This window comes from Undibacterium hunanense, assembly GCF_014284335.1.
Lineage (GTDB): Bacteria > Pseudomonadota > Gammaproteobacteria > Burkholderiales > Burkholderiaceae_D > Undibacterium > Undibacterium hunanense.
On sequence record NZ_JACOGF010000003.1, the window covers coordinates 448,921 to 467,141 of the forward strand.

The 18,221-nt window shown below is 51.3% G+C and carries 14 protein-coding genes; 4 read left to right on the top strand and 10 right to left on the bottom strand.

The window, feature by feature from the left end; genetic code table 11:
• Positions 1-30: 30 nt before the first annotated feature.
• Complete coding sequence (locus H8L32_RS08095; protein ID WP_186946644.1) at positions 31-1,233, bottom strand: ABC transporter substrate-binding protein; 1,203 nt, start codon at positions 1,231-1,233, stop codon at positions 31-33.
• A gap of 25 nt (positions 1,234-1,258) precedes the next feature.
• Positions 1,259-2,899, bottom strand: a complete 1,641-nt coding sequence (locus tag H8L32_RS08100) for an AMP-binding protein (protein WP_186946645.1) — start codon at positions 2,897-2,899, stop codon at positions 1,259-1,261.
• A 210-nt stretch (positions 2,900-3,109) separates the two neighbouring features.
• Between H8L32_RS08100 and H8L32_RS08105 the strand changes: the two genes are divergently transcribed.
• Genes H8L32_RS08105 through H8L32_RS08120 form a run of 4 tightly spaced genes read left to right on the top strand, consistent with a single transcriptional unit; the run spans position 3,110 to position 6,483 of the window.
• Entirely contained in the window at positions 3,110-4,030 is a 921-nt protein-coding gene (locus tag H8L32_RS08105) for a branched-chain amino acid ABC transporter permease (RefSeq protein ID WP_186946646.1), read from the top strand.
• 10 nt (positions 4,031-4,040) lie between these two features.
• Complete coding sequence (locus tag H8L32_RS08110) at positions 4,041-5,012, top strand: branched-chain amino acid ABC transporter permease (protein ID WP_186946647.1); 972 nt, start codon at positions 4,041-4,043, stop codon at positions 5,010-5,012.
• Positions 5,009-5,776, top strand: coding sequence for an ABC transporter ATP-binding protein (locus tag H8L32_RS08115; protein ID WP_186946648.1), 768 nt, complete (start codon positions 5,009-5,011; stop codon positions 5,774-5,776). The genes H8L32_RS08110 and H8L32_RS08115 overlap by 4 nt, the downstream gene beginning before the upstream one ends.
• Positions 5,773-6,483, top strand: a complete 711-nt coding sequence (locus H8L32_RS08120) for an ABC transporter ATP-binding protein (RefSeq protein WP_186946649.1) — start codon at positions 5,773-5,775, stop codon at positions 6,481-6,483. Before H8L32_RS08115 ends, H8L32_RS08120 begins: the two co-directional genes overlap by 4 nt.
• 20 nt (positions 6,484-6,503) lie before the next feature.
• On the opposite strand, the gene H8L32_RS08125 is transcribed toward H8L32_RS08120, so the two are convergent.
• The 8 genes from H8L32_RS08125 to H8L32_RS08160 all read right to left on the bottom strand — a co-directional run bounded on the left by H8L32_RS08125 (position 6,504) and on the right by H8L32_RS08160 (position 18,220).
• Positions 6,504-7,616 carry a hypothetical protein gene (locus H8L32_RS08125; RefSeq protein ID WP_186946650.1) on the bottom strand — a complete coding sequence of 371 codons (1,113 nt, stop codon included), beginning with the start codon at positions 7,614-7,616 and terminating at the stop codon, positions 6,504-6,506.
• A gap of 61 nt (positions 7,617-7,677) precedes the next feature.
• The gene (locus H8L32_RS08130; protein ID WP_186946651.1) at positions 7,678-10,062 is read right to left on the bottom strand and encodes a hypothetical protein; all 2,385 of its coding nucleotides are present in this window, start codon (positions 10,060-10,062) and stop codon (positions 7,678-7,680) included.
• Positions 10,063-10,306: 244 nt separating this feature from the next.
• Complete coding sequence (gene ftsB / locus H8L32_RS08135; protein WP_186946652.1) at positions 10,307-10,633, bottom strand: cell division protein FtsB; 327 nt, start codon at positions 10,631-10,633, stop codon at positions 10,307-10,309.
• Between the two features lie 78 nt (positions 10,634-10,711).
• Entirely contained in the window at positions 10,712-11,995 is a 1,284-nt protein-coding gene (gene eno / locus H8L32_RS08140) for a phosphopyruvate hydratase (RefSeq protein ID WP_186946653.1), read from the bottom strand.
• A gap of 113 nt (positions 11,996-12,108) precedes the next feature.
• Entirely contained in the window at positions 12,109-13,752 is a 1,644-nt protein-coding gene (locus H8L32_RS08145) for a CTP synthase (protein WP_186946654.1), read from the bottom strand.
• A gap of 107 nt (positions 13,753-13,859) precedes the next feature.
• Complete coding sequence (locus H8L32_RS08150) at positions 13,860-14,810, bottom strand: lipid A deacylase LpxR family protein (RefSeq protein ID WP_186946655.1); 951 nt, start codon at positions 14,808-14,810, stop codon at positions 13,860-13,862.
• A gap of 95 nt (positions 14,811-14,905) precedes the next feature.
• Entirely contained in the window at positions 14,906-15,715 is an 810-nt protein-coding gene (locus H8L32_RS08155; RefSeq protein ID WP_186946656.1) for an alpha/beta fold hydrolase, read from the bottom strand.
• A gap of 12 nt (positions 15,716-15,727) precedes the next feature.
• On the bottom strand, positions 15,728-18,220 hold the full coding sequence (locus tag H8L32_RS08160) for a DNA internalization-related competence protein ComEC/Rec2 (protein WP_222619281.1): 2,493 nt from the start codon (positions 18,218-18,220) through the stop codon (positions 15,728-15,730).
• Position 18,221 lies beyond the last annotated feature (1 nt).

The following is an 18,221-nucleotide window of genomic DNA, read 5'->3' on the forward strand; positions in this document are numbered from 1 at the left end:
GATTAATTTTTTGTTTGATCAATCAATGCACTATTGCATTTTGCAAGAGGCGACATAAGCGTCAGGGTGATTGGTAAATACAGCGCCCAGGGTTTTGTTGGTCACCCTGCCCTGACCATCCTTGCTGATGATGCGTGCATAATAATTTTGCACAGGATAATGATTGCTGTTGAACTTGAAGTCGCCACGTACAGATTTGAAGTTGGCTGCCTTGATGGCTTTACCCAGCGCGTCCTTGTCTTCTATCTTGCCCTTGACACCGCGCACGGCACTATCCATCAACATGGCAGCATCATAGCCCTGCGATGCATACAGCGATGGCAGGCGGCCATATTCTTTCTGGAAGTCGGCTACAAAACGTTTGTTTTGCGGGTTATCCATATCATGCCCCCACTGCGATGCATTGAACATGCCCAGCATGGGCGCACCTACTGCTTTGATGATGTCTTCATCGGCAGAAAAGCCTGGTCCAAAGAGTTGGGTATTTTTGGATAAACCGGCATCCACAAATTGCTTGATGAAATTGATACCCATGCCACCGGGCAGGAAAATATACACGGCATCCGGCTTCAGGCCACGTATCTGTGCCAGTTCAGTCGCATAATCAAGCTGTCCCAGTTTGGTATAAATTTCTTCAGCAACCTTGCCTTTGTAATAGCGTTTGAAGCCTGTCAATGCGTCTTTACCTGCCGGATAATTAGGTGCCACCAGAGCGACATTCTTAAAACCTTTGTCATTGACCTGTTTGCCGACAGCTTCATGCAGGCTGTCGTTCTGCCAGGCCACGTTAAAGAAATAGGGATTACATTGTTCACCCGCATATTGCGAAGGACCGGCATTGGCGCTGATGTAATGCACCTTGGCACCGAAAATCGTTGGCCCCACTGCCAGCATCAGATTGGAAAACACGATACCGGTCATCAAATCGACCTTGTCTTTCTTGATGAGCTTGTCCACCAACTGCTTGGTCGCGTCAGGGTTTTGCTGATCATCACCCGTGATGACTTCGACAGGCAAATTACCAAATTTATTGTCCAGATGTTTCATGGCCAGGGAAAAGCCATCGCGTATGTCAACACCCAGTCCAGCGCCCGCACCAGACAAGGTGGTGACCATGCCGACTTTGACTTTGTCTGCAGCAAAAGCACAGTTCGCATTCGTTGCGGCAATACTGGATAACAATAAACACAGCAAGGTCTTTTTCACGAGCGTCTCCTTCGGGTTAATGGGCATGGACGAATATTTTCAAACGTTATAGTTAGCTGGAGCTGGCAGCAGGCGTACGCAATTTATAGCGCTGTAGTTTTCCGGTTTCTGTTCTCGGCAAACTCGTCATGAATTCTATGGCGCGCGGGTACTTATAGGGGGCAATACTGTTCTTGACGAAATCCTGGATTTCCTTGCACAGACTTGCTGATGCATGGGCATCTGCCTTCAATACGACAAAAGCCTTGACGATCTGACCGCGCTCTTCGTCAGCCTGGCCTATGACTGCGCATTCAGCTACAGCAGGATGTTTCAGCAAGGCTTCTTCCACTTCTGGCCCGGCAATATTGTAGCCAGCAGAAATGATCATATCGTCAGTGCGGGCGCGGTACCAGAAGTATCCATCGGCATCCATTTCATAAGCATCACCTGTCAGATTCCAGCCTTGATGGACGTATTTCTTTTGTCTGTCGTCAGCCAGGTAACGACAACCTGTCGGCCCTTTGACTGCCAGGCGGCCAACCACACCGGGGCCTGCCATTTCACCATGCTCATCAAATATACAAGCCTGGTAGCCGGTTATGGGCTTGCCGGTTGCCCCTGCCCGCACCTCGTCACCTGCGGCAGAAATAAATATATGCAGCATCTCGGTCGCGCCTATGCCATCTATCATGACCAGACCAGTCGCCTGACGCCAGGCTTCACGGGTTGCGGCAGGCAGCGCTTCACCGGCAGAAACGGTTTTCTTGAGGCTGGATAAGTCAAAATTCTTTGCCAGCGTGGCCATCTGGCGATAAAAGGTAGGCGCGGTAAAACAGACTGTGGCCTTGAATTCGTCTATGGCTTTCAGCAAGGATTCCGGCGTCAGTTTTTCCAGTAGCACCGCAGTTGCACCTACGCGCAAGGGAAACAGCAGCAAACCGCCCAGGCCAAATGTAAATGCCAATGGCGGTGTGCCTATGAAAATATCGCTTTGTGCAGACTGCAAGGTAGAGCGTGGAAAGCAATCGCAGATCGCCAGCACATCCCTGTGAAAATGCATGGTGCCCTTGGGCATGCCGGTCGTGCCAGAAGTAAAGCTGATGAGACAGACATCTTCGGCCAGGGTATCGACAGCGGCAAATTCAGTTAACTTGCCAGCCATGAGTGCTTCCAGGCCATCATCACCCTTGTGATTGAAGTACAGCACTTGCGTCAATATGGGATTGGCCTGCACCGCCAGTTCCATCTCTTCGCGCAGATTTTCTGAACAGAGTGCAGCGGCAATTTCAGCCTTGTTCGCGATCACGCCTAATTCCTTGGCGCGCAACAATGGCATCGTGGGAACAGCAATACAACCGGCCTTGATGACAGCCAGTACACTGGCAGCCATCATCGGATTATTAGCGCCACGCAACAATACCCTGTTACCAGGCTGCAAACGCATATCTTCGAGCAAGACGTGGGATATACGATTGACGGTGGCCAGTAAATGGGAGTAAGTCCAGTTTTCTGTCTGGCTGCGGATGGCAATGCTGTCTGCATGGCCGGTCGCACACATCTTGTCGAGCAAATCGGCGACACAATTCAGACGTTCAGGGTATTGCAACTCAGGCAAAGAAAAAATCAGTTCCGGCCATTGCTCGCGTGGCGGCAAGTGATCAAAAGCAAAGGTATCCAGATGGGCAGACCCTGGTAGCGCAGTTGAATTCATTTCTTCTCCGGCTTTGGTACACAATATAGATACAGCAACCCCGAAAACACCAAACTACTTTAAACCTAAACTATTTTTAGGTAAAGTGTTTTTTCACATCAGAATCCAGTTTTTCTCAAAGAAAATATTTTCAAATGCGTCGCTTATAGTATATTTTAGGCCTAAAGTAATTTCATCGAATACCTAAGCAGCACCATCAGGGATATCAGAATGAACATCACGCTTTTGTTGGAGCACGGCTTAAACGGCCTGCAATTTGGCCTCATGCTTTTCCTGCTGGCAGCGGGCCTGACGCTGATCTTTGGCATCATGGATTTCATTAACCTGGCCCATGGCTCTCTCTACATGGCAGGTGCTTATTTCGCCGCCAGCTTTACCGGCATGACAGGTTCTTTCTGGCTGGGCCTGCTGGCAGCGGTGATAGCGACTGCGCTGCTGGGTGTGATACTGGAAGTGGTGGTCTTCCGGCATTTATACCAGCGCGATCATTTGTCCCACGTGCTGGCGACTTTTGCATTGATACTGATCTTCAACGAAGGCGCGCGCATGATCTGGGGTGCACAGCCGCTGATGCTGAATATTCCGCCGCAGTTGGCACAGCCAGTGGAATTGCTGCCTGACTTCTTTTACTCTTCTTTCCGTCTGTTCATCATTGCCACCGGGCTGGCTGTCGCTGGCCTGCTGTATTTTGTGGTTACCAAAACCCGTATAGGTATGCTGGTACGGGCCGGGGCATCGAACCGTGAAATGGCGATCACCATGGGTATCAATATCAAGCTGGTGTTTACATTGCTGTTTGCCTTTGGTGCAGCCCTGTGCGCCATCGCTGGTGCGCTGCTAGGTTCCATACTTGCAGTACAGGTGGGCATGGGTGAAAGTATCCTGATATTGGCGTTTGTGGTCATCGTCATTGGCGGCATAGGCTCGATACGTGGGGCACTGGCAGGCGCATTGCTGGTGGGGTTGGTTGACACTTTAAGTAAAACCTTGCTGCCCGGCGCATTGAAATTGTTGATGCCGTTGGAGATGGCCACCAACCTCGGCCCTGCCCTGGCGTCAATACTTATTTATGTATTGATGGCAGCCGTGCTGTTTTACAAACCCCAGGGCCTGTTCCCTGCGCGAGGCTAAGGGAGTCATCATGCAAAGCAGCCTACATCACAGCATATCGCGCAAGTCCAGCACCGGCATTCTGTTCCTGCTGCTTGCCTTCCCCCTGCTGGCGACCTACTTCGCCCAGGAATTTTATATAGGCCTGTTAAGCCGCTTGATGATTTTTGCCCTGGTAGCCAGCAGCCTGAACCTGATACTGGGTTTTGGCGGCATGATCAGCCTCGGGCATGCCGCCTTCTTTGGCAGTGGTGCTTATGTTGTGGGCATACTGATGCAGCACGGAGTCTCATCTGCCTGGATCAGTTGGCCGGCGGCGATGCTGACCGGCTTTGTGCTGGCACTGGCAATAGGCAGTGTCTCACTCAGGACGCGCGGCGTGTATTTCATCATGATCACGCTGGCATTTGCGCAGATGCTGTACTTTCTGTTTGTGTCGCTGAAAAATTATGGTGGTGACGATGGCCTGAGCCTGGCGCAACGTTCCGCCATTGGTCTGGATATGGCAAATGACAGCAATTTTTATTATCTGGTGCTGGTTATTTGCACCATATTTCTCTTCGTTCTTTATAGACTTATCAATTCCCATTTTGGACGGGTGATACAAGCCATCAAGGAAAACGAAACCCGTATGGAAGCCATAGGTTACCCGGTGTTTCGCTACAAACTGCTGTGTTTTGCGATTGCAGGCAGCATCGCCAGTCTGGCCGGTGCCCTGCTGGCAAACCAGAACATGCTGGTCAGCCCCAATCTTTTGCACTGGACACAATCCGGCAGCCTGATGGTGATGGTGATACTGGGCGGTGTAGGTTATCTATCTGGCGGCATACTGGGTGCGGTAGTGATGTTGATGCTGGAAGAAATCCTGTCTGGCTACACCATACACTGGCAACTGTATCTGGGCATTATCCTGCTGCTGGTGGTCATGCTATTGCCAAATGGCCTGGCCAGCCTGCCACAAAAATTCATGCCCATCAAAAAACCGCAGGAGGATCAGGCATGAGCGTTTTACAGTTAAAAGGCCTGGTCAAACGCTATGGCGGCCTGGTTGCTACCAACAATTTGAGCCTGGATATCTTGCCCGGCGAAATCCACGCCATCATAGGTCCGAATGGCGCAGGCAAGACCACGCTGATACATCAGATATCCGGTGCCATTACACCCAATCAGGGACAAATCATATTCAATGGCGTGGATGTTACTGCCACCAGCATGCATGAACGTGTCAGACTTGGGTTGGCACGGTCTTACCAGATCACGAATATCTTCCAGTCATATACGGTCATCGATAACCTGAGTCTGGCAATACAGGCGCGCTCAGGCAGCAGCATGCGATTCTGGCGCAAGGCCATAGATGAACAGGCACTTTTTGAGCAAGCCCGGCAGCTCGCCAGCGACATAGGTTTGGCCGAGCACTGCAACAGCAAAGCCTGTGAACTCGCGCATGGTGAGCAACGCCAGCTGGAACTGGGACTGACCCTGGCGACTGAACCCAAACTGCTCCTGCTGGACGAGCCCATGGCAGGCACAGGACATGAAGAATCAGGCAAGATGCTGGATCTGATCGCAGCCCTGCGCGGCAAGGCAGCCGTGATCTTGATAGAACATGATATGGATGCCGTCTTCAAACTGGCTGACCGCATCTCTGTTTTAGTGGCAGGCTCCATCATTGCTACTGGCACGGCAGAACAAATACGCCAGAACCCGGAAGTCAAGAAAGCCTATCTCGGTGATGAAATGGACAGCGCACTCAAGGAGGTTGCATGAAGACCATACTGGAAGTCGGACATATCGCTACCGCCTATGGACACAGCCAGGTCTTGTTTGGCATAGACCTGCATATACGTCAGGGCGAAGTCGCAAGCCTGCTGGGACGCAATGGCGCAGGCAAAACAACGACCTTGCGTTCAATACTGGGTCTGACACCAGCGCATAGCGGCCATATCCATTTCATGGGCCAGCGCATAGAAAAAATGACGACAGATAAAATCGCCAGGATGGGCATAGCCCTAGTGCCGGAAGGCCGACAGATTTTCCCTAACCTGACCGTCAAGGAAAACCTCATCGCCTTTGCAGTCAATCGCAATCAAAGCAAAACGCCATGGAGCCTGAAAGAAATTTACCAACTCTTCCCGCGTCTGGCCGAGCGCGCCGGCAATATGGGTAACCAGTTATCTGGTGGTGAACAGCAGATGCTGGCCATCTCACGCGCCTTGATGACCAATCCACATCTCCTGATACTGGATGAAGCGACGGAAGGCCTGTCACCACTGGTGCGTGAAGAAATCTGGGTCTGCCTGCGGAAACTGCGCGATCAGGGGCAAACCACACTGGTTATCGATAAATATGTAGAAAAACTCATCCCTCTGGCAGACCAGCACAGCATCATGGAACGGGGCAAGATAGTCTGGCATGGCAATAGCGAAAGCCTGAGGCAATCACCAGAGACCTGGCAAAAGTATGTGGGTGTCTGACCCAATTCAAGTACAGCGATTCAGAACTTGTACTGAGCTTGCACACCCACACCAAGCACTTTGGCGTGACTCAAGTTCAGATTATCTGTCTGTAAATGCAGGCCCACGATACGGTTACTCCAGCCTATACCAACTGATTTATAGCGCGTATCAAAACTGGCATCAAAGCGGCCATAGACCGAGTTATTGGCGACACTCAGGGTCGGCAGATTAACGCCGTAAAAATGCCGGACTTGCGCGGCAAATTCCCATTGCTGGTTTTGATAGGCAACACGCGCAGTATGTGTTTGCGGCACCGAGACTGAGCGGGTTCTTTGGCGGTTTACGCCTTGTAACAAAGGTGCGTAATTCAAATAACCCTTGCTGTCATATTGCACAACCGCAGAGCTAAGGCTTTGCTGCAACTCAGGCAAATTCTGCCATGCCAGACGGTTGAATACATCCTCAAGCTGGTATTGCACACGCCATGCCGGATTGATTTGCCAATCCATAGCCAGACTGGAGCTATAGCCTTTGGCCTCAGGTTCAAATTGCTGAAACAGGTATTGATAGCGGCTATTGACATCCAGCTCGGTTGCAGAAAAACTGTAGTGCTGATTGTCGACGTAACTGGCAGCCCCTGTTGCCTGTACCGAGCGGTATTGCGGCTTCATGTAATACACGGCACTGGCAAAGAAGCGCGGCTGATACTCATCACCCAGACTGAACCAGCGCCCTGCCCGCAGACCGAAGCCTGACCAGCTTTCCATCTGTGCCCCAAGCTGGTAGCTGACTGCCTGCTGCGGCAAACCACTCTGCTTATACGCTTTCACAAATGCCAGGGTAGATGCACTGGCTTTCAGCATGCCTTCCTGGCGTCCTTCCAGATTCAAACGCCATTCTTTGTAGCCCATGCCCAGTTCTGTGCGATAACGGCGCAGGCTGACATTTTGACCTTCTTTGGGCGAAAAATCACCGCTCCAGTCACCCTCTATTTTGCGAGCAGGCATAAAATCAGACGCTTCCCACAGGTCAATACTGGCAAAGCTACGCCAGCCGTCGTCATTTTTTTGCGACCACAGTTCATCCATGGCATATGCCTGATGAGCAAGCAAAGCCGTGCCTAGCAATACGGTCAGTCTGGATAAGAACATGGAATACACTCAAAAAAATAGCCCGCTGACAGGCAGCGGGCGTACTCTGAAAAAATTCAACTTACTTTATGGATTCGAAACTGCCATCGACATAACTGATACGGCCTGCCTTCAAATCCAGCCAGCCGACCTTGGCACCATCTTTCAGGATGTCGGCCACTTCATTGCTGCCATATAAGTCAAAAGACACGCCGGTAGCACTGCTGACACGCAACACTCTTGTCTTGCCCGGACTATCCGTCAGGTTGGCATTAATGACATTACTGCCATCATCATATTGCGCGAAAATACTACTGCTATTGAAAGCATCACTACTGCCACTGACGTTCAACTTCAGCGGTGGGCGATCAGGTAGCTGTATCACGCCAACAATCGCGGCTGAGGTGCGGGCAAAATTGCTTGCAGATTCAGGTTTGCTATTGTCAAAACTGGTATACCCAAAACGTTCCACGCTTAACTTGCCGTTAAAAAATTCCAGTGCAGTAGCCAGGCCTGTGCTGTTGCTGATAACGCCAGTAAAATCGACCCGGTTTGGCGCATAGTTCAGCCCATTTTTGTCGGCTGAGGCGTTCGACAGCTTCAATTCTCCATGCACCTTGCTTTTGCCTGCTTCACCAGTAAGCAGCAAGGCAAATTCTTTCGCGCCAAATTTAGCCAGCCTGCCGCTGCTGTCCAGGCTTACTTTGGCATAGGACCCCTTTTCTATGGCCAGTCTGGAGCTGACCTGGCTTGACACATAGGACTTGAGTTCACCGCTAAAATCATAACGATAAAAACCGTCAGCAGTATCATTGCGATCCACACGCAGATTCCAGCTTTCAAAGTCAGTCAGCAATTTGCCATTGCCGTCGGTACGCGGCGGCATCAGGCCATCCACAATCAAGGCTGTCACATTCTTGCCCTGCATGGCATAACTGATCTGACCAGTAAATGCATTCGTGGAATAGCCACTGATGACCGTTGCATTGGCATCATTGGCTGCCGTCCTGATGAAATCGAATTTATCCTGATTCCAGCCAAATACGGTCTTTTGCTGTACCAGTTCAGATTTATAACTGAATCTCCCTGAATCACCGGCGACAGGTTCCAGCCACACCCGGTCGATGATTTCCATCCACTCCACCTGGTAGCGATAACTGGCTTTAAAAGTACCAGGCAACACAACACGGGAAAAACGGCATTCCAGACCCAACGCTTCTGCCGGCGTGCGCGCGACGTTGCCCTTGTCACGCATGACACTGCAATCGCCCAGATTACCGACATTCTGATAACCACTCCATAAGGCTGTGGCGCCATAAAACAGGCCATTAACCGATGTATCCTTACTGGTGCCAGCCTTGAACTTGTTAAACTGATCGATGCCTTCCGTCAGTGTTTTCGACCAGATCAGCAAATCCTTGTCCATAGGCGCGCTGGCTTTTTCAAAATCAGCCTTGACTGCATTCAGACGCATATCGATGGCCCCGTTTTGCTGCCCGTTCGTCAGCGAGTAAATATTGTTGCGCAGACTGGAAAAGAACTGCCTGGTTGCCGCTACCTTGTCCGTCTCGGGAGCTGGTGCAGGCAGGCTGCTGCTGATAAAAGTGCTGACCCCGTCCACCGAAGTTTTACCGGATTTATTGACGCTGTCGTCAGCGGTCACTTTTTCCAGTGCAGAACGCAAGGCAAGGCGTACATCTTCATTAAACAGGAAGGTATTACCATCAAGCTTGCCGGCATTGGCGATCTGGCTGACAACACAGACTACACGCTTGCCCTGGCTATCGGCATTGCATGAAAATGCCTTGTCCAGCGCCAATTGAGAAATGGCGGTCAGACTAAGGGCCTGCAGCTTTTCATCGACGTACGCATCGGCCGCGTTATCGCTGACAGTGTGAACCACAGCCACCCTTTGCGGATCAAAACCCAGTAACGCCTGCACACCGGCCCTGGCGCGATCAATATTGCTAGCAGTCAGGCCACCCGCTTTTTCTGCGGCCTGCACAATCAATTCCGTCAATGGCGTAACGCTACCCCAATATACAAGCTCGGGATTGGCACCCTGCCTGACCACGCTGCGCAATTTCAATTCATCAGGAAAAGGTAAATTGACCTGAGTAGCCTCGTCATACATGAGGGCGCCAGGGGCAGTGCCGACTTCAATCAAAAAACTGGACATGCCGGCAGGAACAGAAATCGTGTAAGCACCATCACCACCAGTAATGGTATCGGCAAAAGCTGCACCTACTTTTTTACCAGATGCATCAAGTGAAAAAGCCTGTACGCGTGCGCCAGTGATTCTGCCTTTTGCTGCCAGACCATTGAACTGGCGACTGCTGTTTGCTGCAATGGCAGAGGTCGCATTGGATGCCGTTGGAGTGGACGATCCACCTCCACCACAGGCACTCAGAGCCAGTGCCAGAGCGAGCAAGCTAGTGGCGATAACAGGACGATTGATTTTGTTCATGAGTGAATGCCGGATAAGAGTCCGTCGCAACAGGCAACTATTTAAGCGACAGCTGCATTCATCGCTGCGCAAAAGAACTTGTAACGAACTGTAAAATAAAGAATTGCGATTCTAACATTGAAAAAAGCGTTTTGTCGCTCAATCAATCAAGAAATTCTGCAAATAAATTAGCAAACGAATTTCAATCAATGCGAAAGGATGTGATTGATGCCAGTTGACGGCAAAATCACTTCAAAAAGCCTGCTTAAGGCTTAGCTGTTTCCTGAACGGGGTGATCAGGTTTATTTGCCATGACAGCATTCGGGGCCAGAATCTGGACGAAAATTTCGTTTTTCTTGATCATGCCCAGTTCAAAGCGGGCACGTTCTTCGACGGCATCGGTACCGTTTTTCAAATCCTGTACTTCAGACTCCAGTTTGCCATTACGTTCTTTGAGTTTATCGTTATTGGCTTTGACTTGCGATACCTGCCGGTCCAGTTCCCAAACGCGCAGCCATCCCCCTTTACCCAGCCACAAGGGGTACTGGATCAGCAGCAACAGCGCAGCAAAGGAAAGAGCTATTAAACGCACGGGCGCAAGGCTATCGGTTCAAAACTTGTCACTCAGAAAAAAAGGGGAACGGCGTTCCCCCTTTTTTACCAAACCAAATTACTTCAGATTGTAGAAGGCATCACGACCAGGATAGCTGGCGATTTCGCCCAGATCTTCTTCAATACGCAGCAATTGATTGTACTTGGCCATACGATCAGAACGGGACAACGAACCGGTCTTGATTTGCAGGGCATTGGTGCCAACAGCGATATCTGCAATCGTGCTGTCTTCAGTTTCACCGGAGCGATGCGAGATCACTGCTGTGTAACCGGCACGCTTGGCCATTTCAATGGCAGCGAAAGTTTCAGTCAGGGTACCGATCTGATTGATCTTGATCAGGATAGAGTTGGCGATACCTTTTTGTATGCCTTCTTTCAGGATCTTGGTATTGGTGACGAACAGATCATCACCCACGATCTGGACTTTCTTGCCCAGTTTTTCAGTCAGGATAGCCCAGCCATCCCAATCGCCTTCTGCCATGCCATCTTCGATGGAGATGATAGGATATTTGTCGACCCAGGTTGCCAGCAGATTGGTGAAATCAGCAGAAGACAGTGTCAGGCCTTCGCCCTCCAGATGGTATTTGCCGTCTTTGTAGAATTCGCTGGCAGCACAATCGAGGCCAAGCGCGATTTGCGTGCCTGGTTCATAACCGGCTGCTTCAATCGCCTGAATAATCAGTTTGATCGCTGATTCGTGGTTATCAACAGAAGGAGCAAAACCACCTTCATCACCAACTGCTGTCGTCAAACCCTTGTCATGCAGGATTTTTTTCAATGCGTGGAATACTTCTGCACCGTAGCGAACTGCTTCACGGAAAGTTGGCGCGCCAACCGGGATGATCATGAATTCCTGAATATCCAGATTATTGTCAGCATGTGCACCGCCGTTGATGACGTTCATCATAGGCACTGGCAATTGCATGGCACCAGAACCGCCAAAATAACGGTACAGTGGCAGGCCGGCTTCTTCAGCAGCTGCTTTTGCTACGGCCATGGAAACCGCCAGCATGGCATTCGCACCCAGGCGGCTCTTGTTTTCAGTACCATCCAGATCAATCAGGGTACGGTCAAGGAAAGCCTGTTCATTGGCGTCCAGGCCCATGATGGCTTCAGCGATTTCTGTATTGATATGTTCACAGGCTTTCAACACGCCCTTGCCCAGATAGCGGGACTTGTCGCCATCACGCAACTCTATCGCTTCGCGGGAACCGGTTGATGCGCCAGAAGGCACAGCAGCACGACCCATGACACCGGATTCCAGCAGTACATCACATTCAACAGTTGGGTTACCGCGTGAATCCAGGATTTCACGACCGATAATGTCAACGATGGCACTCATTCAATTCTCCTAAACAATCAATATTGCGAACAAAGTAAAAACGAATCTGACCCATCTTCTGACCACGTAATGACATTGCATCACACGCTGCATCAACGTGGTCAATAACTACTTCAATCCTTGCTGGCCAGCGCATTTTTATGCGCAATTGCTGCCTTGGCAAACGAGATAAACAAAGGATGACCATCACGTGGTGTCGATTTGAATTCCGGATGATATTGCACACCCAGGTACCATGGATGCACATCACGTGGCAATTCCATGATTTCACACAAATCTTCTGTCGGCGTACGGGCAGCAACGATCAGGCCCGCAGCTTCCACGCGACCAAGGTAATGGTTATTTGCTTCATAACGATGACGATGACGCTCGGTCACGACGTTGCCGTAGATTTCTGCGGCCAGTGTGTCAGGGCGAATGGCGCAGGTTTGCGCACCCAGGCGCATGGTGCCGCCCAGATCTGAATTTTCATCGCGGGTTTCAACTTTACCGTCGTGGTTTTGCCATTCATTGATCAGGGCCACGACAGGCTGTTCGGTTTCCGCATCAAATTCAGTCGAATTTGCCAGAGTCAAACCAGCCTTGTTACGTGCGTATTCAATCAGCGCAACCTGCATACCCAGGCAGATGCCCAGGTAAGGGATTTTACTTTCACGGGCATAACGGGCAGCCATGATCTTGCCTTCGACACCGCGCTTGCCGAAACCACCCGGCACCAGGATGGCATCGTATTTTTCCAGCGACTTGGTACCATGGGCTTCGATTTCTTCCGAATCCACATACTCGATATTCACCCGGCTTTCGGTATGGATACCGGCATGACGCAAGGCTTCTGTCAGGGATTTATATGATTCTGTCAGGTCTACATATTTGCCGACCATGCCGATAGTGACTTCTTCTTTCGGATTTTCCAGCGCATAGATCAATTTGTCCCACATGGCCAGATCGGCTGGTTTTGGTGACAGACCCAGCTTATCGCAGACGATCTTATCCAGCCCCTGGTCATGCAACATCTGAGGAATCTTGTAGATGGTGTCAGCATCCCATACAGAAATCACTGCTTCTTCAGGCACATTGGCGAACAGGGAGATTTTGGCGCGTTCATCATCCGGGATAGGACGGTCAGCACGGCACAACAAGGCATCCGGGAAAATACCGATTTCGCGCAGTTTTTGTACGCTGTGCTGGGTAGGCTTGGTTTTCAGTTCGCCAGCAGCAGCAACATACGGCACCAGTGTCAGATGCACGAAGGCCGCCGCATTGCGACCGGCACGCAGGCTCAGTTGACGGGCCGCTTCGAGGAAAGGCAGGGATTCGATATCGCCAACGGTACCACCAATTTCAACCAGAGCAACATCAGCACCGGCAGCACCACGGTGAATGAATTCCTGGATTTCATTGGTGATATGCGGGATGACCTGCACGGTCTTGCCCAGGTATTCACCACGACGTTCTTTACGGATAACGGATTCATAAATCTGGCCAGTGGTGAAATTATTCACCTTTTTCATTTTGGCCGTAATGAAGCGCTCATAGTGACCCAGATCCAGATCAGTTTCGGCACCGTCGTCGGTAACGAATACTTCACCGTGCTGGAAAGGACTCATGGTACCCGGATCAACGTTGATATACGGATCCAGTTTAAGCATGGTGACTTTGAGGCCGCGCGATTCGAGGATCGCAGCGAGAGAGGCAGCGGCAATGCCTTTGCCCAATGAGGAGACTACGCCCCCCGTAACGAATACAAACTTAGTCATTGCAGAAGGTGCCAAACGGCACAAGCGGGAAATTCGAATTATACATCACTAAGCTGTGAATGCGCGAATTCCCGCCAGCAAATCAAGGGAAATCAGGATACCTGCTTTTACATTGCATAAAAGAATTGCAACCTGGCAAAATTTTGCGCACCCTGCCCATTACTTAATTCCCTGATTTCATTACTGCGACGAATGATGGAGGCAGAAAGCCCATATTGATCATTGCGCCACAGATAACCAAGTTCAACTTCCCCCACCATGGTTTTAGGGCTGACTGCATTCGCCTGTTTGTTGAAATAACCACCTTGTATACTGGCGTTATAGGCAACAGCCTTCACCTCCGTACGCAGGAAACCATAGCTGGCCGCCTGCTCGGGCAAGGCATTCAGGCTACCTGCGCGCAATAGCAATTCAGCACTGGCGTCAGTAAATATATTACCGAAATGGCCTTTGAAGCGGGGGGCCACATCAACACCGGCGAAAGGCAGCAGGCGTCCTGGCGAAAATTCACCCGTCAACACCATCCCCCATTCATTCCTGACCTGGGTACTCCAGCCTTGCGGCAAGGGTTGATTGATAAGACGGTGCAAGTGGGTCTGTGACCATTCGCCACCAGCACAGGGGCCAAGGCAGCCGATGTCCAGACCCAGCTTCAGGCTTTTGCCATTCGCTTCGCTTTTTTCGCGGAACATGCCTGCATATAGCCAGCCCGCATAGGGATGGTCAATTTTTGCAATCTGGCGTGGCAAGAGCTTGATGTCAGAAGCAGTATACAAATCCTGGCCAAAGCGCCAACCGTAGGTCAGCGACTGCAAGGCATCCGCCTTTGTATACGTCTGCCCTATACGGTTGCCACTGGTATAGAAGCCATCATCTTTTTTCAGCAACAGGCTGTCATTGTCAATATCAAGTTGCAAGACAGTTTTGCCAGTTTGCCTGACCTGGCTGAACTCATCCCAGGATGGTATGCCTGTATCAGCCAGTACCGGACGGGCCAGCAACGCGGCCAACAGCAACGAAAACTTGGCAATGCCAGCGATATGCGATGTATAACTCATGAATAAGAAAACCTTAGAAAAACTGCGCAGTGGCGCAAAAAACAAGAATAGTACGGCCAGGAACTACAAGGCTTTGGGGCGGTTTTGCGTAAGTACTACTTTAAATGAAAGCCGGTAATCATGGTATGCACGGCTGCTGCCGTCGCTGCCGGCACTTCCAGTGGAATCAAATGGCCACCTTCTATCAATACATAATTATCACCCATTAATTTCCTGGTTGCTGCCGGCCCTGCCTGACGGCATTCTACCGAATCGGTTCCACCGACAAAACCTATGGGCATGGCGGGTGGACGGCGCAGCAGGCGTCCCAGACCATGCGGTAGGCTGCGGTAGATGGTGGTTTCAACTTCACGCGTAAAGCGCAGGGTCACGCCTTCTGGATGTGGCTTTAAACCTGCCCGCATATAGTCACGCAACACGCCGGGCGGCCAGATGGCAAACATTTCCTTGGCTGCAAAATGCTGATAAGCCTCTTCTTCACTTTTCCAGATATGGCGGCGTTTTTCTGAAAAACGGGCTGGTGAAAACTTCCTGTCCAACCCCAATACTTTAAACAACCGCAATAACATGGCACGCCAACCCGCCACTACCGGCGAATCCAGTACCACGACACAACGTACCAGATCAGGCCGGGCGCGTGCAGCCATCAGCGACAAAATCCCGCCCAGCGAATGCCCCACCAGAATCACCGGTTGCGAATATGACTGTTGCAAGGTGTCGATCAGTTCCTGCACCAGATGCTTCCAGCCATCCATGACGGGATATGCAGGGTTATGCCCCACCATATCGGTCGCATGCACATCATAATGACTACGTAAATGATCCAGGAACATGCTGTAGGTGCCAGACGGGAAGCTATTGCCATGGACAAAATGAAGCAGGGGTTTTACTGTGTTTTCGCTCATAACTGCAAGTCATTACCGGCCAAACCAGTAACGCGCATTTTCCTGTCTGAATTGTGAAGTGTTTAATGATGCGCCAAATTGTAATGTGATTGCACCTGATTCGTCGCTTCTTAGACGTTTTATTCCAAAATCAGCGTAGCGCGCATACACATCTGCTTTGGGATGATGATAGCGGTTCAGGTAACCGACCTGAAAAACGGCAACCGTCGGATGCACCGCCTTTAAAAAAGCTGGGGTAGATGAAGTGCCGCTGCCATGATGCGGTGCCAGCAAAACATCAGCGGGCAGTTTTTGCGGAATCATGTTGACCAGTTCATCTTCCTGTATCGCCTCTATATCACCTGGCAACAGCATGGCATACCTGGCGGTAGATACCCGCAATACGCAACTGCGTGCATTCGGTTTCCATTTACTGCTTTCATAGCTGGCAGGCACAGGTTGCAGTACTTCAAAGTGTACGCCATCCCAGTACCACTGCTGCCCCGCTTCGCAGCGCTGATGTTTGCTGGCTGCCTGGACGATGGGGCTATCCAGGTGCAGTGAACTGCTGACCAGATTCACCGGCAATTGCTTAAGTATACTGAGTGCACCGCCAGAATGATCACTGTCATTGTGCGACACCATCATGCCATCCAGCTTATTGATACCCCGCGCGTGCAGATACGGCAAAATCACCCTGCTGCCACTGTCCGATTCGGGTGAATACGTGGGGCCGGTATCGTATAGCAGGCGATGCTGCGAAGTCTCCAGCAACAGCGCCATGCCCTGTCCCACATCCAGCGCCGTCACCTGCAACTCCCCTTCAGCCGGTGTGGCCGGTGTCTGAAAAAACACTGGCAGACAACACAGCACACCCAGCCAGCGCATGGGCCAGCCACTGGGTGCCAGCAACCAGACCGCACCCAGCATGGCCAGGCAAAACATCCAGAATGACGGTAAAGGTACATTCCACACAGCCAGCGGATAAGCGCTCAGATACGTCAGAAAACGGGCCAGCAGATCGACAAAAACATGAGCGAGTTGCAATAACCAGACCGACAAAGGCGCAGGTATGACACTGCCCAGCAATGCCAGTGGTGTCACAATAAAACTGACCAGCGGTATCGCAATCGCATTCGCCAGCGGGCTGATCAATGAAATTTGCCCAAACAAGAGCATGGTCAGTGGAACCAGGCCAACCGTGACAGCGTATTGAGTAAGGCCCGCTGTCCGCAGTGCATCTGGCAGCGTTTCAAACAAAGTCTTACGTATTGCAGTGATATCTTGCCCAGCCTGCTTTTGATGCAGATAACCATCGCTGGCAAACACGATCATGGCCACCGCAGAAAAAGATAACCAGAAGCCGGGCGACAAAACCGCCCACGGGTCCAGCACAACAACACTCCCCAGCGCCAGGCAGAGTATCGAAGAAAACTGGCTTATCCGGCCATGCCAGACCGCCAGTGCCACCACGATCAGCATGAACATGGTTCTTTGCGCCGGCACACCAAACCCGGCCAACGCGACATAGATTAGTGCCATGACTGCGCCTGCCAGCGCCGCTGCTTTCTGCGCTGGCAGGCGCAAGGGTAAAGGCGTGGCCATGCTGATGAAAAAGGAATGTCGCCACAGATAATAAATCAAGCTGGCAAACAGGCCGGCAACCATAGTGATGTGGAGACCAGAGATACTGATTAAATGACCGATGCCTGCGCGATTAAAGACGGTCCAGTCGGATTGGGCAATTTCACGCTGATCCCCAACCACCAGTGCCACCAGTACGCCGGCGTATGGATGGGCTGGCAATGCCGCATGAATACGGTCACGCAGACGCGCGCGTCCCAGTTCGATCACATTTCCCAGACTCCATACAAAAGTATCCAGTCTCTGGTTTTTTACCGCCTGCGTTTCTGGCCGTACCACGCCAGTGGCGCGCAATCGTTGTTCCAGTAACCAGGCTTCATAATCAAAGCCATAAGGATTGGCATTGCCGTGTGGGCGCTTCAGCCGCACCCGTAACTGCCAGCGTTCGCCCGGCTGGATATCCATCGCCTTGCCTGCGGTATTGCTATCGGCATCCTGGCCATCGCCATCAGCATTTTGGCCTGCACTACGGTCCATGCCGCGTTCACTGCCATACCAGGACAAAGCCACCCTGGACGGCCAATCTTTATGTTCGGTCTTGCCGTCAGTAACAACCTTCTCCACCGCAAAATTAAACCGTACGCCCTGCTCAAAGCGAAACGGCAAACTGTCTACCGTACCGATCAGCACAATGTCCTTGTTTTCCCATTCGACGGGCAGGGATTCACTGAGATAAACCTGGGCAAAGCCGCTGGCCCAGACAAAACCCAACACCACAGCCAGGCTGGTGCGTGCTGGCAAACGCAGGCGTTCGGAAGACGTAAAACGATATAGCAGGATACAGGCACAAGTCGAAACGACAGCAACTACCAGCAATGTTACCCAGTCCAATAAACGCGCCTGCTGCTGCAATAAGGCGACGCCGACTACCAGGCCCAGCATC